Origin of the sequence: Chitinophaga parva (genome assembly GCF_003071345.1) — a bacterium.
Taxonomy (GTDB): Bacteria; Bacteroidota; Bacteroidia; order Chitinophagales; family Chitinophagaceae; genus Chitinophaga; species Chitinophaga parva.
In genome coordinates this window covers 1,019,241-1,042,063 of the sequence record NZ_QCYK01000003.1, presented here as the reverse complement: position 1 = coordinate 1,042,063, position 22,823 = coordinate 1,019,241, and the positions used below count along the sequence as shown (strand labels likewise).

The following is a 22,823-nucleotide window of genomic DNA, read 5'->3' as shown; positions in this document are numbered from 1 at the left end:
AAAAATCAAGATGAAAAAGTTCCTGGCTGCATTCGACGGATTTAACATGTCGCAGGCTACGCTCAATTATGCCATTCAGCTGACGAAGGCAGCAAAAGCTCAACTGGTGGGCGTTTTCCTGGATGACCTGACTTACCAGCACTACAATATGTTAGAGATCATGAGAACACACAGAGACTATGAAAAGGTGATGGAACAACTGGATGTACAGGATAAATCGCAACGGGATGCCGCCGCAAGGCAATTTCAACTTGCCTGCGAAAAGGCCGGTATCCAGTTTTCCATTCATCGCGATAAGGGGATCGCTTTCATAGACCTGAAGCGGGAGACCATGTTTTCCGACCTGCTGCTGATCAATGAATCGGAGACATTTTCAAGATACCAGCAGGAATCGCCCACTACCTTCATGCAGGACCTGCTGGCCGAAGCCCATTGCCCGGTACTGGTAGTGCCTGGCAGTTATAAACCTGTAGAAAGAATAGTGTTGCTGTACGATGGCAGTCCCTCATCCATACATGCCATAAAAATGTTCAGCTACCTGCTGGGCGACTCGATGGATGTGGCGGTGGAAGTATTCACGGTAAAGGAACATCATGCGGATAATACCAGGCTTCCGGATAGCAATTTAATGCGGGATTATATAAAGGGCCATCTCCCAAAAGCTGCCTATACGGTTGTCAAGGGAGATGAAAAGGAACAAATACTAATGCACCTCCGGGAGCACGCCAGGAATGACCTGGTTGTACTCGGCGCATACCGGCGCAGCGACCTAAGCCGGATGTTTAAAGTGAGCGTGGCAGATATCTTGATGCGGGAACTTGACATCCCGCTATTCATTGCCCACAATAAATAAGCGGCCCGTAACCAGGTGCAAAGCAACAGGTTCAGGCAGGCCATACCCAACCAGTATGCGCAAATTTCAGTTAATACAAATCCGGAATTTATGGAAACATATATTATCCCCTTTGCCAATATTAATATGGGCAAGCTATTACAGGTGGGTGGAAAAAATGCTTCATTGGGTGAAATGTTCAACAACCTGAGACCGCTTGGCATTGATGTGCCGGATGGTTTTGCGATCACCATTGCCTGCTACCAGTTATTCCTGGCCTATAACAAGCTTTATGAAAAGCTAAGTGAGTTGTTGGCCACCATTGACCAGCAAACGCTTTCCAATTTACCACAGGTAGCAAAGCAATGCAGGGCGCTGGTAGAAAACGCGGTACTACCGGATGTTGCCAAGCAGGAGATCATCAAAGCCTATGAACAGCTGTCTGGCACTAACGGCAATGCGTCTGTAGCAGTACGCAGCAGTGCTAACGCAGAAGATTCGCCTACAGCCAGCTTTGCCGGGCAGCACGATTCATTTTTGAATATCTCCGGTAAAGAGAACCTGCTGGCGGCTGTAATCAAATGTTACGTATCCCTGTTCAATGACAGAGCTATTAAATACCGCATTGATAATGGATTTGATCACATGCATGTAGGCATCAGTGTGGGAGTGCAATACATGGTCCGTGCTGATAAAGCTTCGGCAGGCGTCATTTTTACAATAGAGCCCGAAAGCGGGCACCGGAATATTATATACATCACCGGGGCCTGGGGGCTCGGAGAGAACGTAGTACAAGGGGCCGTAGACCCGGATGAGTTCCTGGTATTCAAACCGGCCCTGACACAACACCAGCAAGCAATTATCGGCAGGAAGAAAGGGCGGCTGGAACAAATGATGATCTACGATGAAAGCGGGGCATCCGGCCGGCCCGTAAAGAATGTGGATGTGCCGCCGGAAAAACAAGGACGGTGGATATTAAGGGACGATGAAGTGTTACAACTTGCCAGCTGGAGTTATGAAATAGAAAAATACTATGGCGTACCCATGGACATTGAATGGGCGAAAGACGGAATAACAGCGCATATTTATATTGTACAGGCCAGGCCGGAAACGATACACTCAAAGAAACAAAAACGGCAACTTTATACCTATAAGTTGCAAAAAACAGGAAAAATGCTCTGCAAGGGCGAAGCGGTTGGGAGAAAGATCATCAGTGGGCGGGCCTGTATCATTCATTCACTTGCAGAAGCAGATAAGTTAGAAAAGGGCGATATACTCATTGCCGATATAACGAACCCTGACTGGAATGCCTTATTGCGTAAAGCCGTGAGCATTGTCACCAATCGTGGTGGCCGGACCAGCCACGCTTCTATAGTTGCGCGTGAATTAGGCATTACGGCAATAGTAGGCACCGGTAACGCCACACAAGTGATCAGCGACGGGCAAATAATAACCGTTGTAAATGCCGAAGGGGATGAAGGGTATGTGTATGAAGGGAACATTCCATTTGAAATGGTAGCCATAGACCTGTCCAAAGTTCCGCAAACGAAAACCAAGCCAATGCTTATACTGGCTGATCCTGCCAGGGCATTTGAACTCTCCGGTTATCCCGCGAAAGGCGTAGGATTATTGCGCATGGAGTTTATCATCAATAACCGGATCCTCATACATCCCATGGCACTCGTACAATATGACCAGCTGCCGGATGGCCCGGTAAAGGCTACTATCACCCAAATGACGGCCGGGTACAGTAATAAAGCAGACTACTTTGTGAGCAGGCTCGCAGAAGCCATCGCCCAGGTGGCCGCAGCGTTTTATCCCGATGAAGTGATCATAAGGATGAGCGATTTTAAAACGAATGAATACGCATCACTGGTTGGGGGAACGTTCTATGAACCCAAAGAAGAAAATCCCATGATCGGGTTCAGGGGCGCATCCCGTTATTATGACAGCCGCTATTTGCCAGGCTTTGGCCTCGAGTGCAGGGCTGTCTTACAGGTCAGGAATGAAATGGGGCTTACAAATGTAAAAGTGATGATCCCGTTCTGCCGGACCCTGAAAGAAGCGGCCCAGGTGTTGCAGACCATGGAAACTTTCGGGTTGAAGCGGGGAGAAAACGGGTTACAAGTGTATGTAATGGTGGAGATACCAAGCAATGTTATACTGGCGGATAAATTTGCGCAGTTGTTTGATGGCTTTTCTATTGGTTCAAATGACCTTACCCAACTGACTTTAGGGCTGGACAGGGATTCAGAGATCGTCAGCCACCTGTTTGATGAAAATAATGAAGCAGTAACGATCCTGATAAAACAGGCGATAGCCGCTGCAAAAAAGGCGGGTATAAAAATTGGCCTGTGCGGACAGGCCCCGAGTGATTTTCCGGCATTTTCCAGGTTCCTGGTGGAACAGGGCATTGACTCCATCTCGTTCACCCCCGATGCGTTGATAAGGGGTATTGAAAATATTTCAGCTGCCGAGCTTCCGGCCCCGGTGCTCAACTCGTAGCACCACCCAATAAGATATCAATTAAAATAAACCTGCATTAATGAACTGGTACGGTTTAAGCGCAAAGGAGGTTTTTGAGCTGCTGGAAACGGGAGAAAATGGATTAAGCACCAGGGATGCCAGGGAGAAATTGCTGCGATATGGCCCTAATGAAATAAAAGAGGGGAGGAATAAACACGCCATCAATATTCTCCTGGGGCAATTCAAAGACTTTATGATCATTATTTTGATAGTGGCGGCTGTTATGGCCGGCATTATGGGTGACGTCAAAGATACGATCGCTATCCTTGCAATAGTTATACTGAACGCACTTGTCGGTTTTCTCCAGGAATCCCGTGCAGAAAAAGGTATACGTGCTCTGAGGCAGATGGCCGTTGCCCAGGCAAGGGTTTTACGTGATGGTGTTAGTACATGGGAACCGGCATCGGTCCTGGTGCCCGGGGATATTGTTATCCTGGAAGCCGGTAATACGGTCCCCGCGGATTTGCGGATCATCACGTCTGTAAATTTGAAGACTGAAGAGGCCGCGCTAACCGGGGAATCACAAGCGATCGACAAAGTTGCTCATTCATTAGAGAAGGATCAACTGGCCGTGGGAGACAGGAAAAATATGGCTTTTAAGGGAACCTATGTTATCCATGGCCGCGGCACGGCCGTCGTTATAGCTACGGGTATGCAAACTGAGCTCGGTCGCATAGCGCAGATGGTCCAGGGGCAGCGGGCGGCTTCCCCGCTGCAGCAACACATGACCGCATTCGGAAAGAAACTGTCTTTGTTAGTGCTGGGATTATGTGGCATCTTCTTTATTTCCGGCTGGCTGCGCGGTGAGCAGGTGCTTAAAATGGCCATGACGAGTATTTCATTGGCGATCGCTGCTATCCCTGAAGCATTGCCGGCCGTGATCACGATATCCCTCGCGCTGGCGGCAAAGAGGATGACCCGGTCCAATGCCCTTGTTAAGGATCTTCCTTCTGTGGAAACCCTTGGCGCGGTAACGGTCATCTGTACTGATAAAACCGGTACGCTTACTAAAAATCAGATGCAGGTGGAAACCGTCTTCGCAAATGAAAGATTGTATGAGCGGGAAGAATTGGGCCAGCTCGGCGAAAACGGGCAAGGGCGGATGTTGTTAAGCGCATTCGCCTTAAATAATGATGTAACTGCCGATGCAGCGCAGAACTTAAGAGGCGATAGCACCGAAGTTGCGCTGGTGGACATGGCGCTAGTTCATCATATTGACACCGGCAACTGGCCCCGTGTCTCTGAAATCGCGTTTGACGCAGACCGGAAGCTGATGACCACATTCCATAGACACAATGGCAAGATCATCTCATTTACCAAAGGCGCCCCCGATATGTTATTGCAACGGTGCCCCGGGGTTGATATCAGATCCGTAGAGAAAAGGATCAATGCCATGGCCGCAGATGGCCACCGGGTATTGGGTTTTGCATACCGGTGCTGGGATGAGTTGCCTGTAGATCCGCAAAGTAGCGTTCATGAGAAGGAGTTGCACTTTCTGGGCCTGGCCTCCATTGCAGATTCCCTGAGAGAAGAAGTATATAGTGCTGTAATGCAGTGTAAAAGTGCCGGCATCATACCGGTAATGATCACAGGCGACCATCCCCTTACTGCTAAGAACATTGCCACACGAACAGGGATATTAGAGAACGATCAGGATCTCCTTGTTACCGGTAGTGACCTGGCGCAGATGGATGAAAATACGCTGCTCGCCAAGGTTGAAAAAATAAAGGTTTATGCCCGTGTTTCACCCGAACAAAAACTCCGGATAGTTACCGCTTTACAACAAAAAGGTCATTACGTAGCCATGACCGGTGATGGCGTTAACGATGCGCCGGCACTGAAACAGGCAAACATAGGTATTGCAATGGGCGTTAGCGGAACAGACGTTGCCAGGGACACGGCGAATATGATCCTGCTGGACGATAATTTCTCAACAATTGTGCAGGCAGTAAAAGAGGGGCGCAGGGTTTACGACAATGTACTAAAGTTCATAACGTACCTGATGACGACCAATGCTGGTGAACTATGGGCATTAATGCTTGGCCCGCTGTTTGGTTTGCCGGTTGCCCTGTTGCCCATCCATATCCTCTGGATCAACCTCGTGTCAGATGGCTTGCCGGCCATCTCCCTGTCGTTTGAAAAGGCTGAAAAGGATATAATGAACAGGCCTCCCCGGCCCCGCCAGGAAAGTGTTTTTGCCAATGGACGGGGGCTGCACATGGCGTGGGCAGGGATGCTGATGGCCGGCATTGTTTTGTCTATACAGTACTGGGCCATCCGGAACCAGCTACACTGGCAAACGATTGTTTTTAACCTGCTGTGCCTGAGCCAGATGGCGCATTTATTAGCCATCCGCTCCAACGCCCCGGGTCTGTTTAAAAAAGGATTTTTTAAGAACAAGCCGCTCATTTTGGCTGTTATTGCTATCGTCCTTATCCAGGTTGTCATTACCTATACACCTTTTTTCCAGGTCGTTTTCAAAACTGAAGCCCTGCGTGCAGGTGAATTTTTGCTGGTAGGCGCAGCGTCATCATTGACTTTCTTTGCCGTAGCGTTCGGGAAACTTTTTCGGCATTCATCCGCCAGGAAAGCGGGCCATAATAAGTCATGAGGCCGGGTGGGCAGAGATACCTGTGTTCCACCCACCCGGCGTCTTTAGCCTCATAACCCGTCACAGGATTTCACCCTGCTCATTTGTCACTATTCTTATCCGCTTGTCTCCATTCTGAAGCACCAGCTTATATTTTTTGCCAACCTGGCCCGATCCTTCCTTATAGTTCACGAGGTACACATCCTTCGTGATCCCCCAGTTCGGATAGCGCTCCGCAACGGCTTTAGAAACAACAGCAGGTAATACTACATCTTCGTATCTTTCTACTGTGTAAAGTATTTTCCCTGCATTGTCATAACAGGCCAGTACCCGCCCTGCGGGCAAATAGAAGGAGATAAAATAATTTTCATAGTCTTCCTCGTAATAGTCGGAAGATTTAACGTCATAAGCTGCTGCTGTACGTTGCAGCCGCTGCACAGGCGCAGCATCATCAGCGCCCGACGCCGCACCGAGATATTTGTAGTTGCCGGCCGTTATAGTTACAGTGGGCAGCACCTGTTGTGAAAATGCGGATAATCCACTGAACAACAACAGGGCGGAGAAGGTGAGTGAAATGTTCTTTTTCATTGGTTTTGTTTTTAGACATTATCAATTACAATTACTTGAACTCCGTTGGATGGATGATCTCCATTCAACGCGCTAATACCCGGAACATGAAATTACCGGTATGGCTATTGTGAAGCTAGTAAGAATGGACCTACAGGCGGATGACAGGGCACAATGCAGGATATGACAGCTGTCACCAGTGACCTTTGGTAAGAATTTCCTGCTGCGGACCGGCAAAATGAACCATTCCGGCCCGTAGTTTGTTTACACGTAAACGCCCCTCACTGTAACAACTATATGAAACATTATTGCTTATTATTCCTGCTTGCCATCGCTGCCTGTCACCAGCAGCGTCATCCCGTGGAAGCCGGTGCTGCGCCCGTTCCCGTGCAGGTGACCAAGGTACAAAGCGCTGACCAGCCCCTGGTGCTTTCGCTGAGTGGCAATGCCGAGGCGGAGCACACTACGGCCCTGGGCTTCCAGGTAGCCGGGCGTGTAAATACGGTGAACGTGGAAGAAGGCGCTCCCGTGAAAAAAGGCCAGGTACTGGCCAGCCTGGACCCCGCAGACTATGCCCTGGGGGTGGATATTGCCCAGGCCAATGTAGACAAGGTCTCCGATGAATACCGCCGCCTCACCATCATGCACAACCGGGGCAGCCTTACCGATGCAGACTACCAGAAGATCGTGTCCGGGCTGGCGGAAGTGAAGGCCCGCTATGCATTGGCCGCTAAGAATCTCCATGATACAAAGTTATATGCCCCGGCCAACGGGGTCATTGCCCGCAAAAGCCTGGAACCAGGGCAGGTGGTGGGACAGGGCATGCCGGTATTGTTTATGGTGAATATGCAGCCGGCCCGCATTTCGCTGGGGGTACCGGAAGGAGAGTTGGCGCAGGTAAAACAAGGGCAGGAAGTAAGCGTATACCTGTCAGCGTTAGACTCCACGTTTACCGGCAAAGTAGCCCAGATCGGCGTAGTGGCCGATGCTACTACCCGCGCTTACGCAGTAAAGGTAGACATCCCTAACCCGCATAACCTCATTAAACCCGGCATGGTGGCCCAGGCAAGCCTGCGCACCCAAAAGGTGGTGCCCATGCAGCTGCTGCCCGCAGAAGCATTGCTCCACGATGCAGACCAATCCAACGCCTATGTATTTGTGGTAGATCCGCAAAAACACCAGGCCTTTAAGCGTACCGTTACCGTAGATGATCTACAGGACAATAGCCTGCGCATCAGTTCCGGGCTACGCAACGGGGAGCTGGTGGTCACGGGTGGCCAGCAGAAACTCAACGATGCATCACCGGTGGCCATCCAAAATACAGCACTATGAACCTGGTAAGATCGTCCCTGCAATATCACCAGGTCACCCTCTCCGTACTCCTGCTGGCAGTGGCTTTCGGGGTGTACTCCCTTTTCACCATGCCCCGCCGCGAAGATCCGAAGATCACCATCCGTACCGGCTTGGTGATCGGCATTTACCCCGGTGCCAACACGGCCCAGGTGGAGCAGCAGGTTACCAAGAAAATTGAAGAAGTGCTCTTCCAGTATGCAGAAGTGCGCAAGGAAAAAACCTATTCCACCAGCCGCGATGGCATGGTCATCGTGAACGTGGAGCTGGAACAATGGGTCAAAGATCCCGATGTGTTCTGGGCCAAGCTGCAACAGCAGTTGGTGCTCACGCAGCAAACGGCGCTGCCACAGGGCGTAAAGGGCGTGATCGTGGATGCTGATTTTGGCGATACCATTGCCATGCTCATTGCGCTTTCTTCTGATAGCCTGGACTATGCGCAGCTACAAGTGTACCAGCAAAAAATAGCGGATGGCCTGCGCACGGTAAACGCAGTGTCCAAGATCAAAACCTATGGAGAGCGCAAGGAACAAATAGCGGTGACCTCCAGCTCTGAAAAGCTGGCCCAGTACGGTATTAAGCTGCCGCAGGTAGTGCAGGTGCTGCAGTCGCAGAACAGCATCAGCCCTACGGGCGATGTAAAGACCCCGGAAAGCAAAGTACCGCTTTATACCAAGGGCTATTTCAATACGGAAAATGCTATTCGCAATCAACTGATCGGCACTTCCACCACCACCGGCCAGGTGGTAAAACTGGGCGATGTGGCCGATGTGACCCGTGAATACGCAGACCCCGATAGCAAGATCCGGGTAAATGGGCGCCGTGCTTTATTGCTCTCCGTGGAAATGCAGGAAGGCAATAATATTGTACAATTTGGCGAAGCCGTAGCCAAAGAACTGGACATCCTTAAAACCCAGCTGCCATCCACCCTGGAGCTTAGTACCATCGTGAACCAGCCCCGCATTGTACGTTCCAGCGTAAACGATTTTATCCGCGAGTTTTTCCTGGCCATCGTGTCCGTGGTGATCGTTACCATCCTGTTGCTGCCCTTCCGCATTGCAGCCGTAGCCGCCATGGCCATCCCGGTCACGGTCTCTGTCACCTTCGCGTTGCTGCACATGCTCGGCATAGAGCTGCACCAGGTATCACTGGCAGCCTTGATCGTGGTGCTGGGCATGGTGGTGGACGATGCCATTGTAATAGCAGATAATTACGTAGAACTACTGGATCAGGGTACGGACCGGTGGGACGCCGCCTGGCGCAGCGCCAGTGAACTGGTCATTCCCGTGTTCACCGCCACTTTCACGATCATCGCGTCCTTTATGCCCATGCTCATCCTGAAAGGCTCCGTCGGCGAGTTTATCTCCGCATTGCCCATCACCGTATCCATTGCACTGGCATCCTCCTTCGTGGTGGCTATGTTGCTGACACCTTTTCTTTGCTACACCTTCATCAAAAAAGGTCTTCACGATCCTGGTACGCAAGCTACGAGCCGGAAACGCAGGTCCCTGCTGGACTACATGCAGGAGGGCTATGATAAGGCAATCGTATGGTGCATGGCCCACAAAGGCGTCACACTTACGGCAGCACTGCTCTCCATTGCAGCAGCAGGACTGCTGTTTACACAACTGAAACAAAAATTCTTTCCCGCCGCGGAGCGCAACCAGTTTGTAATAGAACTGTGGATGCCCACCGGTACCCGCCTGGAAAAAACAGACAGCGCCATGATGCGCCTGGAAGAGCACCTGAGAAAAGATCCCCGTGTGGTAAGCTATGCCCGCTTCTCCGGTACCAGCGCACCCCGTTTTTATTACAACTTCTCCCCCGAGCCGCCAGTCACTAACTACGGGCAATTATTGATCAACACACACGACGATAAAGAAACAGCACAACTTGCGGATGAACTGGATAGCGAAGTAGACGCGTGGGTGCCGGAAGGCAGGCCACATGTGCGCCTTATGCAGCAGGGCGATGTAATGCTCTCGCCGGTGGAAGTACGTATATCAGGTAGTGACATTGCCACGCTGAAGCGTATTGGCGCAGAAGTGCAGGCCATCGTGGAAAAGACGCCAGGCGCCACGCTCGTGCGGTCAGACTTTCATGAGGATTATTACGGCGTAAGCATCAAACTGAAACCGGAGGCCAATCGCCTGGGCTTTACCACCAGTAATATTGCCACGCTGGTGTACACAGGGTTTACCGGTGCGCCCATTACCACCATCTGGGAGGGCAACAATGCAGTGAACCTGGTGCTCCGCCTGAATGCCGCCAGCAGGGCCAGTTTTAGCGATCTGCAAAATACCTACGTGCTTTCTCCTGCTACCGGCAGCAGCGTGCCATTGCGCCAGATAGCCACGCTGGAACCGGAGTGGCAAAGCGGGCGCATTATGCACCGCAACGGCATTCCCACGCTTACCATTGCCGCAGAACCGGGCAAGGGTTACCTGGCCTCCGGCATTCTCAAAGAGATCCGGCCATCCATTGCAAAGCTGCCATTGCCGGCAGGCTACCGCATCCAGTATGGCGGGGAGTATGCAAACCAGCAGGAAACCTTCCGCCAGATGGTGGTAGCACTGGGCATCAGTATCCTGCTCATTTTCCTCATCCTCCTTTTCCAGTTCCGCGATCTGAAGGAAAGCCTGGTAGTGATGGCATCCATACCACTTAGTCTTTTTGGGGCTTTGCTGGGATTGATCATCACCCGCAACCCCTTTGGTTTCACTGCATTTATAGGCCTTATCAGTCTTTCCGGCATCGTGGTGCGCAATGCTATTATCCTGGTAGACCATACCAATGAATTGTTGCGGCACGGGATGGATATTCCTACGGCCGCCGTAGAGTCAGGGAAACGCCGCTTGCGCCCCATCTTCCTTACTGCCATGGCAGCAGCTATTGGCGTATTGCCCATGATCATTTCCGGCTCCCCCCTGTGGAGCCCACTGGCCAGTGTCATTGCAGTAGGCGTAGTGTTTTCCATGATCATGGCGCTGCTGGTGATACCCGTATTATTTGTCACTTTTATCAAACACAAACCCCTGGCCGGGTCCGGACAACAGCCCGTTACCGCAGCGGCCACGGTATAGCATTTATGTACGCAGGCAAACAGATCCTTTTGTGTTTATTATGCTGCCTGGGCGCGCAGGCACAGGACTCCGTGCGCATCAGCCTTGCAGATGCCAGGGAACAGGCCGTGCAGCAAAGTAAACTGCTGCAGATCCAGCGCGCCAAGGTGAGGGAAAGTGAGTACAAGGTGAATGGCGTGCACAGTAAATATTTCCCCAACCTCAGTGCCACCGCAGGTTATGTGTACAATGTAAAAACAGATATCACGCTGCGTGAGGGAAAGCTGGGCAACATCAATAACACGCCCATCCCGGACCGTGACATCAAACTTTTTGAGGGCAACCATAATCTCCTGCTGGGTGGCGTTACCGCGGTTCAACCCATTACCCAGCTTACCAAAGTAGCGGTGGGAGAGAAGGTGGCCAGAACCGAAGCCGTCATAGCCCGCACCCAGCTGGACAAAGCAGCCCTGGAAATAAAACAGGGGGTGGAGAAATTATATTTCGGCCTGCTCATTACACAACAACAACTTACACAGGCCCAGGCAGAGACGGAAATGCTCAATGCACAACTGTATGACATAGAAAGCGCCCTGATGGCGGGCAAAACAGATTCCGTGAACCGTACCGGCCTATTGGCAAAGCTGGCAGACGAAGAACAGAAAACCCTCCAGCTCACCTATCAATACCAGAACTACCAGGACGACCTGGATGAATTATTAGGCTATCCGCCGGCCACTCCCATTGCCCCGCTACCGGTTATGGATACAATCTATACCCTGCAGCCGCTATCTGCTTATGTAACACAGGCCAGTGAGCAGAACCCGGATGTGCGCATTGCCTCCCAAACCCGTGACAAGGCCGCCTTTGGCGTATCTGCCGCGCGCAAGGACTTTATCCCGGACCTGGGGCTGGCGGGCGGCTATGGGTATCAGAATGCTATTAGTTTGTTGCCGGAGAATAACTTTTTTGTAGGCGTGATCCTGCACTGGAATATCCTTGATTTTGGAGGGCGCCGGGCCGTGGTGAATGAACGCCTGGCACTGCAGCAACAGGCAGATACCAACCTGGTATACACGAGAGAACACATCACTATTGCGGTGCAGAAAGCCTACCGCAATGTACAGCAGTCACACGCTTTGATACAAGCGGCGCAGAAAGCGGTGCGCTACCGCCGGGAAGAGTTGAAGATGAAGGAAGATGCGCGGCTGGCAGGTACGTTGCTTAAGCGCGAAGTGCTGGCCACACAGGCAGACCTGGCCAAAGCCCTGGCAGATCTCTATGCAGCGCAATTGAATTACCGCATGGCTATTACGGCGCTTTCCCTAGTGACGGGCAATTAGTCTATTTGCAGACCGTAGCAGCCTTCTTATAAGACGTAAAAAAGCCGCTGGTGTAGCGGCTTTCAATTATTTTTCCCAACTTATATTTACCACGAAGCAACATTTGCCCCGGGCCACAATGGACTTAGTTTCTTTTCAGTTTTGCAAAATCAGGAAGGCCTACCTCCTTTAAGAGTGCTTTAGCTTCTGCATTCTTTTTCTGGAGACCATGGCGCTGGCTGTAATCCGGCATTTGGTCATCTCTGGTAAACTTTCTCTTAGAGAGCTGCTCCATAGTGATTTTGATATCCTTCATACGGAATATTTTTTTTTGAAAGTTAGGATAAATTGGGGTCTTGGCCAAACACTTGCGCTTGTAATTATTTTTACGCCAGTTGCACACTTACCCTTGTATTATTTTTACGCTGTCGCACACTTCTCCTCCGCCTATTCTAGCCCTGCCGCATACTTCTCCTCCGCCCATTTTAGCCCTGTCGCATACTTCTCCTCCGCTTATTCTAGCCCTGTCACATACTTCTCTTCCGCCTATTCTAGCCCTGCCGCACACTTCTCCTCCGCTTATTTTAGCCCTGTCGCATACTTCTCTCCCAATCATTTAAGCCTTATTACCAAATACGCCCCATAATCACCCCGTTCTTCAAAGATTTCCCAGGTTTTGCCCCGCAGGCCATATACCTCGTACCATTGACGGATATCCGCCATGAAACGCCCTATATACATGCGATACAGCCGGTTACGGGCGGCACTGTTTCCTTTAATGAAGATCTGCGCCCAGGGCCGCGTGCTCGTAAAATGCACCACCGCCTCCGCAATGGTTAGCAGGATCTTCTGGGTGTCCCCATTGTTGGTTACCGCATATTGGTTAAATGAGCCGGTGTCTTCATCAATATCCTCCAGCGCCAGGTTATAGATCTCCTCCCCAAAATGGGAGAAGGTAAGCATCTTATTGATAGGGCCACGGCTTCCATTGCTCACAAACGCATATTGCACCCGCTCATCGTTGCCAAAGGTTTTATAGGAGTAACGTTCAAAATTCATATCGGTAACAAACTGGTCAAAAAATAAAATTAGCGCAACTTTTACTAACTACAATAGCAAAGTTACGCTAATTTTCTTAGCATTTGTTAATTCCCTGTTAATCACTTCACCGCTCTCACCACCTTTGCCTGCATCGGCACATGGATGTCCTTGCTGCCAAAATGCATCCGCAATTCCTCTGCCAGCGCAGCTTCCATGGCAGGCAGCGCTGCGCCGTTCCGTTCCATAATGGCCGTATTAGCCGGCGTGCCCTGCAGGAGACCTTTCGCAGCATCCGCAGGAGAGGGGCTGTATCCCATCAGGCTCACCACTTCTATATCCGTTTCACTAAAGCCCGCCGCATGCAGGGAACGTTTAATGATATAGTCGTCATTGTAACTGTAAGGCAGCTGGAAAAAACCAGGCGTATTGGCCGGGAAAAACCGGGCCACCGTGGTATCCGCCAGGTTGCAGGCGGTATTGAACGCAATGCTGTCCCATACCGTAAAAAGGAAGGTGCCACCGGGCTTCAGCACCCGCATGACCTCCTTAAAAGCTTGCGGTTTGTCCTTAAAGAACATTACCCCAAAATTGGCCACCACCACGTCAAACTCCGCATCCTCCAGCGGCATGTGGGTAGCATCTATCACTTCCCAGCGCAGGTTATAATGATCCTTTATTTTCTGGCGGGCCACCTGCAACGTGTCCGGGTGAATATCAGAAGCCAGGATCTGCGCATCGGGAAATGCCTCGGGTAGCAGGCGGGTGAGAATACCCGTGCCACTGGCCAGTTCCAGCAATGAGGTTGGCTGCAGGGCCTTTAACCTGGTCAGCGTTTCCGCCGCATACGGCTCAAAAAGGAGGGATGCCAAATACCGGTCGTAAATGGCCGGGATGCTTCCAGCATAGGCAGTAGTTTCAGTCAGAATCTCCATAACGCACTTTTTTTTCAGTTTGAATACCTGGCTTCCAGTTGTTTCATTAAGATAATAAAAATCCCCTGCAGCACCAAGACATACAGGGGATTCTTATATGAACATTTTGTTAACTGCCTACTGGTGGCCTATTCCAGCGATTTAATATCACTGATCATCTGGCCCACTTCGCCTTTATTAGTGCCATCGTAGAAGCCGCGGATGCGATTGTCCTTGTCTACCAGCGCAAAGTACTGGGTATGAATGAAGTCACCGGCAGTATCTTTTGCAGGTGCATCATCCGCGGATAATAAATACTGCTCACGGGCCACTGCATACAACTCTTTTTTGCTCCCGGTCAGGAACATCCAGTGCGATGCGTCTGCACCAAATTTCTCCGCGTAAGCCGCCAGCACGGGCACACTGTCCGTTTCGGGATCCACGGTGTGTGACAGGATCACCACCTTCGGGTCCTTAGCATAAGCGTCATACACGAAACGCATATTGGCATTCATTTTCGGGCAAATGCCCTTACAGGTGGTAAAGAAATATTCGACCACCCGCACCTTACCAGCCACCGTCTGTTCCGTGATAGTTTTGCCCTCCTGGTTGGTAAAAGAGAAGGCGCCCGTGAGATGGCCCGGATTGCCCAGCACCGGCAATTGTTTTGCCGGCGCCATCTTTGGCACGATCAGCACCATAAAACCTACTACCAAAAGCACAAAAAATACACCCAGGAAAATAACTGACTTCTTCATATGCTGTATAATTTAATATATACGTGAACGTTAGTATTTCTTCTTCAGTGAATAACGGTATAAGATCAATCCCACTATCACGGCCACCACGTTCAGCAGTGCGCCAATGATGGTGCTCGCATCCCGCACCGTTTTACCCAACCCATCCCAGAAATGGTGCTTGTGCAGCAGGGCAAAACTGTAACCTTCTACCAGGTCCTTGTCCGCTACTGCCACAGCAAGCACACCCGTACTGGTTTCCACATAGTAGCGCACCGGCTCCCGGCCGCCATAGCTTACCTTCATCACCGGCAACCGCTTGTCAATGAACTCATACTCTCCCCCAAAAGCTGTAACGGGCGTCACCGACAAAATATCCCGGTCCGGCAGGCCGCTAAAAGTCCGGGCCAGTTCTTTCGCGTAGCGCGCTTCCCCATCTGGCAGCACCTGGTAGTCTGTCATGCGTATGTAGGTCACTTTCGGCTTTGCATTCACCGGCACCACCTCTCCCGGCTTACGGCAGCAGGCCTCCAGGTCGGCACTGTTGTTAAACCAGGTCTGGTTTACCCGCCAGTAGTCATCCCCGTGTAGCCGTACCAGTGAGAGGCTGTTGATCGCCGTATTCCGGTCCAACCGGGCCAACAGGCGCGGCATGTCCAGTTGCAGCGCCGCCGCCGGGAAATAAGGCGCTACAAAATACTGCCGGCGGTTATCGGGTTTCAGTTTTGTAAGTGCGTGGAAAGCGCCGCTGAAGCTGAACATCAGCGTAAACAAAACTGTCACAATGGAAGTAGTGCGGTGCAGGGACCGGTACTTCATACGGGGATTCCCGTTAGCCCTCGGCTTCTTTGTGAAAAAGAAGATGTAAAGCCCCAGCACTGCGGTAATAAAAGCCAGTGCTGCCAGCGCCGCTTCCACCACCAGCCGGCCCTTGCCCAGGAAACCCAGCCACTCCCAGGTATGCATCAGCGTAAAGAACTGCTGGAACCCGATGCGAAAACGGTCCGTGGCCAATGCCATACGGCTACCGGCATCATCCACGTAAATGGAAATGCCATCCGCACGGTCAAAATCCACTTTGTACACCGGCAACAGGCGGTTAATATCGCGGTACTGGTCTGTAAACTCCGTCAGTTTTGTAACGCGCACAATGTTGCAGTTACGGTCGCCCAGGAAGCCCCGGGCCAGTGCTTTCGCGTATTCTGCTGCGCCATCGGGTAGTTCTTCTCCCGTGCGGGCATTCACATAATGGCTGCCCGGCTCCACCTGGTAATAGGCCTGCTGGTGCATGCGCACCACATTTACCTGCTGCACAGCATCGAGGTGAAGCTGCTGCAATACCGCTCCCAGCGGCACTTTCAGCTCCGCGCTGTCTATCACATTCGGGGCCAGGGCGCCCTGTTTAATATTTGGCTTCACCGAGGTCATAAACGGGTGCATCAACCCGCTGGTGGCCCAAAGCAGCACCGGGATAGCCATGATGATGCTCAGCCGCCTGTGCCATTGATATACTTGTTTCTTCACCGACATGGTTTCTTTTTATTTACCCAAATGGCATGAAAGGCCTACGTTAAACTCCCGCGGATCGCCCAGGTTATAGCTTTTGCCATACCCGGAACTGCTGGCAATGGTGGCATAATAGCGGTTGCCCACGTTCAATGCATTGGTCCATACTTCAAAACGGCCAAACTGGTAACCCGCTCTCACATTCACTACATCAAATCCGCCATAGCGGCTGGTATTGGCATTATCCATCCAGTAGCCACCCTGGTGCTGCCATTCCACGCCCAGGCGCAGCCCTTTTACAAATCCCGGCTTCCAGGTAGCAGCCATGTTGCTGGTAAAATGTGGCGCACCGGCCATTTCCTTACCCGCATAACTGACACCTTTTTCCGTATAGTCCTGGAAAGTATGCTGTGCATTTGTGGCGCTTACACGCAATGTCCAGCTGGTGGCGGGATGGTAGGTGATCCCATACTCTACGCCCCGGTGCCGGGTTTTGCCGGCATTCTGATTACGGTACGTACCATCATCCTGCAGCACGGAAATGATCTCGTGGGTGCCATCCATCTGGTACAGGCTTACATCTGCATACAGTTTTTGCTGCAGCAGGGACATCCAGCCACCCACTTCATAGTTGTAAAAGGTTTGCGAATCGAGGAAAGGCACTTTCACCCCACCAAAAAGATCGGTGATCTGTGGCGGCACAAAGCCCTGGCTGTAGTTGCCGTACACACCCACATTGTGGTAGTTGTAAGTGAAGCCCAGCTTAGGCGTTAACCGGTTGTAATCTGTCACCGTAGACGGTGCGCCGGAGTAAGCGGAAGCAGGCAGGTGGTTCTTGTAATTATAGCGGTATTCATCAAAACGCAGCGCCGCTACGATCTTCAAACCCCGGGCAGGGCTCAGCTCATAATGGGCATAGGCCGCCACGTTGCTGATATTGGTTTTATAATTACTCAGGCTGGAATCTGTTTTCGTATAGCCCACATAGTTACCCTTTGCATTACGTTGAATACGGATATAGTTGGCCCAGTAATCAGCCGGACTGAAATCTCCGCTGAGGCCCGCTATCAGCTTGCTTTGCAGGAAGCGGAACCGCTGCTGGTGCTGCACCAGCAGGCTGTAACTGCTGAAGGCATTTTCATTCACCTGCCCATGCGCCAGCATCGGATCGCCCACGTACACCCCGTTGGCCTTGTGATAGTCATTATAGATATAGTAGGAGGGATTCTGCTTCACAGCGTTGTCCCGGAATACCGCGCTCACCTGGGTTTCAGATTGCTCATTCCAGCGATGGCTGAGCGTGCTGCGGGCGCGCAACGCGTAGGTTTTACGGTATGTGAAAGAGTAGGGCGTACTGTAATCGTGGTGTGCAAAGTGCGTACTGTCCAGCGCCCCCGTCATATCGCTGTAGTAATCCGCCAGGGTAATGCTATTGGTCCACAGCGTATGGACATTGGCCTTATAATCTGCCCGCACCGTTACGGCCGTTTTGTGAAAATCGCTGTAGTCGATCGGTCCATTATGCCGGTTGGCATAGTAGCCACTCACCAGCATCCCCCATTTGCCAAAGCTGGTGCCGGCCTGCACATCGGCACGCTTGTAACCATTGTTATTGGCCTGCAGGCTGAAAGTGCCGCCAGGTAAGGCCGGCGGGGCAGCTGTGATAATATTCACCGCACCCCCTATCGCTTCTGCACCATACAAGGAAGACGCCGGCCCCTTGATGATCTCTATCTGGCGGGCAGCCGTCATATTAAGTTCCAGCATGGCATTATGGTTATACACGCCGGTAGTGCGGATGGGAATGCCGTCCTCCAGGTAAAGGAACAGGCTCTTGGTGGTCATGGGCTGGCGGATGCTCATTTCATGTTGTTCATTGCCCAGGTTTACCATCATCACGCCGCTCACCTGGTTCAGTAACTGGTCCAGGCGGTTGGCCTTGTTATCTGCAATGGTTTGCGCACTAATGGTGCTGATGGCTACCGGTGCTTCGCTGCGCTTTTCCGCGGTGCGGCTGGCAGAGACCACCACCGTTTGCAGCTCTTTGGACGACACCTGCAAAGGCACGTCCATCAAAGGTTTCACGGCTACCTTAGCCAGCTGGTAACCATTCATGCTGATGTATAAAACACTGTCTTGGGTTTGTATCTGGAAATGACCACTGGCATTGGCGCTGCTGCGATGCTGGTGTGCATCACATACAATGGCCATGGGCAGGGGCTCGCGCGTAAGGGCATCATACACCACGCCGTGTACGGACTGTGCGTGTGCCATAGCGCCTGCGCCCAGTAATAAGAGAACGAGGCTATGCTTGAACATAGAGGATCAGTAATAAGGAGGGAGATAATGATAAATACAACCGGTGGAGCTATAACCTAATAGCTGCCACGCAAAATCTGCACCGGGGAGCGGTGCGCCTTATTACGCGTTACAGGGCGGATGGAAGATCTCGTGAAAACCCTTTACCGGCTTGTTTTGCAGGGTTGCAGTAAACAGTTGGGTCACTGTGGGCGGCAAAGGAGCTGTATAGCTATCAAATGTGGTGCAAAAGAGGGGAAAAGCTACCGCGGTACGCTGGCTGTCAGACGATTCTTCTGAGGAGCGCTGCTGCTGGTCTTTTTGTACTTTTTTGTGAAGGGATTCCTCATCACCGCAATAGATCACGGGGCGGCCATGGAGGGTGTGCACGGTAGAAACATAATAATGCTGCTGGTTTACTGCCAGCGCGTCCAGTACCCCGCGAAAAGGCTGGAGTAATATGACGATCGCAGATAATATGGTAAGTAGCTGTTTCAAAACCAAGGCAAAGCTATGTATTAATTTGAAAAATATACCAGCCGTTTTCAAAAACTGATTTAAGTCATCTGTTCCACCGGTTACACGCCTGCTGGTTTGTTGACGGTGGGCATTGTTTGTCCGGGCCCCCTTTCACTGGAACGTATTTTGTTACACTAAGCCCAACCAAGACACGCCGTATGTGGAATAATATTTACAACACGCTGGATCACCTGCCTGATTTCTTCTGGAACCTGTTACTGGTGGCCAGTGCGCTGGTAGTGGGCCTGCTCATTAAGTTCCTGCTGGCAGGTATTTTAAAACTCTCTGCCCGCAAGAAAGAAGGGTTTTCACTCCTGCGCTCCATCCTGCGCAACCTGGGCCGCCCGGTAAATTACCTGCTGCCTTTCCTGATCCTCAACGTGGTACAGCCCTACATGCGCCTGAGCCGCAAGGACGAAATGGTGTTCGACAAAGCGGTAGATATCTTCCTCACCTTGGCCTTTGCGGCCCTGCTCATCGGCATTGTAAAAGTATTTGAAGACTACGTTTTCCACGTGTACGACCTGAGCAAGACCGACAACCTGCGGGAGCGCAAGATCCGCACCCAGATCACGTTTATACGCAAGTTTATGATCAGCGTGATCGTAATCCTGGCTATATGTGCCATCCTGCTCAGTTTTGACCACCTCCGCAAGCTGGGCACCGGCCTGCTCACCGGCGTGGGCGTGGGCGGTATCATCATCGGCTTTGCCGCCCAGAAATCCCTGGGCAACCTGCTGGCCGGCTTCCAGATCGCCTTTACACAACCCATCCGCATAGACGATGTGCTGGTGGTGGAAGAGGAGTGGGGCCGGGTAGAAGAGATCACGCTCACCTACGTAGTGGTAAGCATCTGGGACCAGCGCAGCCTTATTCTTCCCATTAATTATTTCATTGAAAAACCCTTCCAGAACTGGACCCGCAACAGTGCCGCTATCCTGGGCACTGCCTTCCTGTACCTGGATTATTCCATGCCCATACAACCGCTGCGCAAGGAGTTTACCCGCCTGCTCAACGAAAACCCGCTGTGGGACAAACGCGTGAATTCCATCCAGGTGACCAACGCCAGCGAACATACCATCGAGGTCCGCGCCCTCATGAGCGCCACCAACAGTGGCAACGCCTTTGACCTGCGTTGCTATGTAAGGGAAAAACTCATTGATTTTGTGCAGATCAACTATCCCGGTTGCCTGCCGAAAACAAGGGCCGATATTAAGACCACACCAACCGAACATCCTCAAAATTAACCACGCCCCCCACCTCACACGACAACTTTCCATTTTTTCCCTATTTTACGTGCCATCATTTTCAAACTGCAACAAAATCTAAAAACCTTGATGCGATATCAACTAGCGTCCATGGCCTTGCTGATGACAGTCGCCGCAAACGCCCAGCAGCGGCCCCTTGCCGCCGACGCGCTCACCCACGACAAGTCCGCAGCCATCACCCAGTCCCTGCCCGTTCCCCGCTTCTGGCTCAATGACCATGAAGTGCTCCTGGAACAACGCAATAACGGCGCGTCCACCTACGTGATCTATAATGCCGCCACCGGTAAAAACCGCCCTGCCACCGCCACGGAAGCCCAGCCCGCAGCCGCACCACAGTCTGTATTCCTGAAAGACGGCGACGTATTTTATAAAGACGCCAATGGTGAACGCCAGCTCACCAAAACGGAGACCGCCGAAAAAGTACCCACGCTTTCTCCTGACCACCTGCACGCAGCATACACCCGGGCCAATAACCTGTACGTGTATGACCTGCAGACCAATAAAGAAACCCAGCTCACCACCGATGGTACCAGCACCATCCTGAATGGCTACGCCAGCTGGGTGTACATGGAAGAGATCCTGGGCCGTGCCACCCAGTACAAAGCCTACTGGTGGAGCCCCGACAGCAAACACATTGCTTACTTCCGCACGGATGAAAGCATGGTGCCCGTGTTCCCCATCTACGATGAAACCGGCCAGCATGGCTTCCTGGAAAACACCCGCTATCCCAAAGCCGGTGATCCCAACCCCGAGGTAAAAGTGGGCATTGCAGACATCAATACTGCCAGAACCGTATGGGCCGACTTCAACGAAAAAGACGACCAGTACTTTGGCACCCCGCACTGGGATGCCAGCGGCAGCTCTCTCTGGGTACAATGGCTGAACCGCGACCAGAACGATTACCACCTCTACGCCATTTCCCTGGAAACCGGCGCCAAATCTGAGTTATACCGTGAGCAGCAGAAAACCTGGATTGACCTGGAAGACCGTGTAGACCGTTTCAACTTCCTGGCAAACAACAAAGGCTACGTATACCTCAGCGATAAAAGTGGCTGGATGCAAATGTACTACCACGACATGCAGGGTAAGCTGATCCGCCAACTGGCACCCGGTGAGTATTCCGTGCTGGCCGTGCCCCGCATTGATGAAAAAGCAGGCGTGGTATACTTTACCGCCCGCAAGGAAAACAGCACCCGCATAGACCTGTACAGTGTAAAGCTGGATGGCAGCGGCTTTAAGCGCCTCACCTCCGGCGATTATTACAATGATGTAAATGTATCGCCCACCGGCAAGTACTTCGTAACTACGTACTCTAATATCAACACCCCCACGAAAGTGGCCCTGGTAGCCAATACCGGCAAGGTGATCGCCAACATTGCAGACAGCAAAGGCGCTGACTACGACAAGTACGAATACGCTAAAACAGAACTGATCCGCGTAAAAAGTGAGGATGGTAAATTTGACCTGCCGGCCGTTATCACCTGGCCCCTGCACATGGATAGCACCAAACGCTACCCCGTGCTGATCAGCATTTATGGAGGCCCTAATGCAGGCACCGTGTATGACCGCTTCAGCGTAAATGCAAACCAGCAGTGGCTGGCCAAGGAAGGCATTATCCAGATTGCCATGGATCACCGCGCCAGCGGCCAGTTTGGCAAAGCCGGCGTCAACTACATGTACCGCGACCTGGGCGATTGGGAACTGAAAGACTACGCCACCATCGTAAAATACCTGGAGAACAAAGGCTATGCAGACCCCAAAAAGATCTGCATCACTGGCTTTAGCTACGGCGGTTATATGAGCTGCCTGGCGGTGACCAAATATGCCGATGTATTCAACTACGCCATGGCAGGCGGCAGCGTTACAGACTGGAGCCTGTACGACTCCCACTACACGGAGCGTTACATGGATACGCCGAAAGACAATCCTGAAGGCTACAAGAATGGCGCAGTGCTCACCTTTGCCGATAAATACAACGACAAAACTGGCATGTTGCAGATCGTGCACGGCACTATTGATGATAACGTACACCTGCAGAACAGCCTTCAACTGGTGCGCAAGCTGCAGTCACTGGACAAGCACTTTGAAATGATGTTCTATCCGGGTGGCCGCCATGGCTGGCCAGGCATGGCACGCACGCATTTTGAAAATGAAAAGATGCGGTTTATCTATCGCTACCTGCTGGAGAAGCCGGCAGCACCGGAAATGATCCACTAAAATAGTTCCGGGGTATCAGGTTTACCCAAGGTATGCAAGGCCCCGGAGTGAATTTTCGCTGCTCCCCGGGAAAGGGG

The 22,823-nt window shown here is 51.8% G+C and carries 17 protein-coding genes; 8 read left to right on the top strand and 9 right to left on the bottom strand.

Annotated elements, in window-relative coordinates; genetic code table 11:
• The first annotated feature begins 10 nt into the window (after window positions 1-10).
• The 3 genes from DCC81_RS23410 (at window position 11) to DCC81_RS23400 (ending at window position 5,969) form a co-directional block, all read left to right on the top strand.
• On the top strand, window positions 11-853 hold the full coding sequence (locus DCC81_RS23410) for a universal stress protein (protein ID WP_165806714.1): 843 nt from the start codon (window positions 11-13) through the stop codon (window positions 851-853).
• A gap of 90 nt (window positions 854-943) precedes the next feature.
• Entirely contained in the window at window positions 944-3,337 is a 2,394-nt protein-coding gene (gene ppsA / locus DCC81_RS23405; RefSeq protein ID WP_108689304.1) for a phosphoenolpyruvate synthase, read from the top strand.
• 40 nt (window positions 3,338-3,377) lie between these two features.
• Window positions 3,378-5,969: a cation-translocating P-type ATPase gene (locus DCC81_RS23400; RefSeq protein WP_108689082.1), complete on the top strand. Its 2,592-nt coding sequence runs from the start codon at window positions 3,378-3,380 to the stop codon at window positions 5,967-5,969.
• 60 nt (window positions 5,970-6,029) lie between these two features.
• Here the strand turns inward: DCC81_RS23400 and DCC81_RS23395 are convergent, their stop codons facing one another.
• Window positions 6,030-6,536: a nicotinate-nucleotide adenylyltransferase gene (locus tag DCC81_RS23395; protein WP_108689081.1), complete on the bottom strand. Its 507-nt coding sequence runs from the start codon at window positions 6,534-6,536 to the stop codon at window positions 6,030-6,032.
• A 276-nt stretch (window positions 6,537-6,812) separates the two neighbouring features.
• On the opposite strand from DCC81_RS23395, the gene DCC81_RS23390 reads away from it, so the two are divergent.
• The 3 genes from DCC81_RS23390 to DCC81_RS23380 are packed head-to-tail and all read left to right on the top strand — an operon-like array spanning window position 6,813 to window position 12,270.
• Window positions 6,813-7,847 (top strand): efflux RND transporter periplasmic adaptor subunit, encoded by a 1,035-nt coding sequence (locus DCC81_RS23390; RefSeq protein ID WP_108689079.1) that lies wholly within the window; start codon window positions 6,813-6,815, stop codon window positions 7,845-7,847.
• A complete protein-coding gene (locus tag DCC81_RS23385; protein WP_108689077.1) occupies window positions 7,844-10,948 on the top strand; it encodes an efflux RND transporter permease subunit in 3,105 nt (1,034 codons plus the stop codon). The genes DCC81_RS23390 and DCC81_RS23385 overlap by 4 nt, the downstream gene beginning before the upstream one ends.
• Window positions 10,949-10,977: 29 nt before the next feature.
• A complete protein-coding gene (locus DCC81_RS23380; protein WP_165806713.1) occupies window positions 10,978-12,270 on the top strand; it encodes a TolC family protein in 1,293 nt (430 codons plus the stop codon).
• Window positions 12,271-12,394: 124 nt separating this feature from the next.
• Here DCC81_RS23380 and DCC81_RS25635 read toward each other — a convergent pair whose 3' ends face one another.
• The 8 genes from DCC81_RS25635 to DCC81_RS23350 all read right to left on the bottom strand — a co-directional run bounded on the left by DCC81_RS25635 (window position 12,395) and on the right by DCC81_RS23350 (window position 19,240).
• On the bottom strand, window positions 12,395-12,565 hold the full coding sequence (locus DCC81_RS25635; RefSeq protein WP_165806712.1) for a hypothetical protein: 171 nt from the start codon (window positions 12,563-12,565) through the stop codon (window positions 12,395-12,397).
• 87 nt (window positions 12,566-12,652) lie between these two features.
• Window positions 12,653-12,865, bottom strand: coding sequence for a hypothetical protein (locus DCC81_RS25630; protein ID WP_165806711.1), 213 nt, complete (start codon window positions 12,863-12,865; stop codon window positions 12,653-12,655).
• Window positions 12,862-13,308: a DUF6934 family protein gene (locus tag DCC81_RS23375; RefSeq protein WP_108689075.1), complete on the bottom strand. Its 447-nt coding sequence runs from the start codon at window positions 13,306-13,308 to the stop codon at window positions 12,862-12,864. The genes DCC81_RS25630 and DCC81_RS23375 overlap by 4 nt, the downstream gene beginning before the upstream one ends.
• A 101-nt stretch (window positions 13,309-13,409) precedes the next feature.
• The gene (locus DCC81_RS23370) at window positions 13,410-14,222 is read right to left on the bottom strand and encodes a class I SAM-dependent methyltransferase (protein WP_108689074.1); all 813 of its coding nucleotides are present in this window, start codon (window positions 14,220-14,222) and stop codon (window positions 13,410-13,412) included.
• Between the two features lie 128 nt (window positions 14,223-14,350).
• A complete protein-coding gene (locus DCC81_RS23365) occupies window positions 14,351-14,959 on the bottom strand; it encodes an SCO family protein (RefSeq protein WP_108689073.1) in 609 nt (202 codons plus the stop codon).
• 30 nt (window positions 14,960-14,989) lie between these two features.
• On the bottom strand, window positions 14,990-16,462 hold the full coding sequence (locus tag DCC81_RS23360) for a PepSY-associated TM helix domain-containing protein (protein ID WP_165806710.1): 1,473 nt from the start codon (window positions 16,460-16,462) through the stop codon (window positions 14,990-14,992).
• A gap of 15 nt (window positions 16,463-16,477) precedes the next feature.
• Window positions 16,478-18,763 carry a TonB-dependent receptor gene (locus DCC81_RS23355; protein ID WP_108689070.1) on the bottom strand — a complete coding sequence of 762 codons (2,286 nt, stop codon included), beginning with the start codon at window positions 18,761-18,763 and terminating at the stop codon, window positions 16,478-16,480.
• A 102-nt stretch (window positions 18,764-18,865) separates the two neighbouring features.
• Window positions 18,866-19,240 (bottom strand): hypothetical protein, encoded by a 375-nt coding sequence (locus DCC81_RS23350; protein WP_108689069.1) that lies wholly within the window; start codon window positions 19,238-19,240, stop codon window positions 18,866-18,868.
• Window positions 19,241-19,419: 179 nt separating this feature from the next.
• Between DCC81_RS23350 and DCC81_RS23345 the strand changes: the two genes are divergently transcribed.
• Both DCC81_RS23345 and DCC81_RS23340 read left to right on the top strand, forming a co-directional pair.
• Window positions 19,420-20,508: a mechanosensitive ion channel family protein gene (locus DCC81_RS23345; RefSeq protein ID WP_108689068.1), complete on the top strand. Its 1,089-nt coding sequence runs from the start codon at window positions 19,420-19,422 to the stop codon at window positions 20,506-20,508.
• Between the two features lie 90 nt (window positions 20,509-20,598).
• On the top strand, window positions 20,599-22,746 hold the full coding sequence (locus DCC81_RS23340) for a S9 family peptidase (protein ID WP_108689067.1): 2,148 nt from the start codon (window positions 20,599-20,601) through the stop codon (window positions 22,744-22,746).
• Window positions 22,747-22,823 lie beyond the last annotated feature (77 nt).

Bases quoted from the DNA above. Each gene is read 5' to 3' on its own strand.
- DCC81_RS23385 (WP_108689077.1), top strand. From the start codon at position 7,844: ATGAACCTGGTAAGATCGTCCCTGCAATATCACCAGGTCACCCTCTCC.
- DCC81_RS23395 (WP_108689081.1), bottom strand. From the start codon at position 6,536: ATGAAAAAGAACATTTCACTCACCTTCTCCGCCCTGTTGTTGTTCAGT.
- DCC81_RS23400 (WP_108689082.1), top strand. From the start codon at position 3,378: ATGAACTGGTACGGTTTAAGCGCAAAGGAGGTTTTTGAGCTGCTGGAA.
- DCC81_RS23355 (WP_108689070.1), bottom strand. From the start codon at position 18,763: ATGTTCAAGCATAGCCTCGTTCTCTTATTACTGGGCGCAGGCGCTATG.
- DCC81_RS25630 (WP_165806711.1), bottom strand. From the start codon at position 12,865: ATGATTGGGAGAGAAGTATGCGACAGGGCTAAAATAAGCGGAGGAGAA.
- DCC81_RS23365 (WP_108689073.1), bottom strand. From the start codon at position 14,959: ATGAAGAAGTCAGTTATTTTCCTGGGTGTATTTTTTGTGCTTTTGGTA.
- DCC81_RS23340 (WP_108689067.1), top strand. From the start codon at position 20,599: ATGCGATATCAACTAGCGTCCATGGCCTTGCTGATGACAGTCGCCGCA.
- DCC81_RS23375 (WP_108689075.1), bottom strand. From the start codon at position 13,308: ATGAATTTTGAACGTTACTCCTATAAAACCTTTGGCAACGATGAGCGG.
- DCC81_RS25635 (WP_165806712.1), bottom strand. From the start codon at position 12,565: ATGAAGGATATCAAAATCACTATGGAGCAGCTCTCTAAGAGAAAGTTT.
- DCC81_RS23410 (WP_165806714.1), top strand. From the start codon at position 11: ATGAAAAAGTTCCTGGCTGCATTCGACGGATTTAACATGTCGCAGGCT.
- DCC81_RS23345 (WP_108689068.1), top strand. From the start codon at position 19,420: ATGTGGAATAATATTTACAACACGCTGGATCACCTGCCTGATTTCTTC.
- ppsA (WP_108689304.1), top strand. From the start codon at position 944: ATGGAAACATATATTATCCCCTTTGCCAATATTAATATGGGCAAGCTA.
- DCC81_RS23390 (WP_108689079.1), top strand. From the start codon at position 6,813: ATGAAACATTATTGCTTATTATTCCTGCTTGCCATCGCTGCCTGTCAC.
- DCC81_RS23370 (WP_108689074.1), bottom strand. From the start codon at position 14,222: ATGGAGATTCTGACTGAAACTACTGCCTATGCTGGAAGCATCCCGGCC.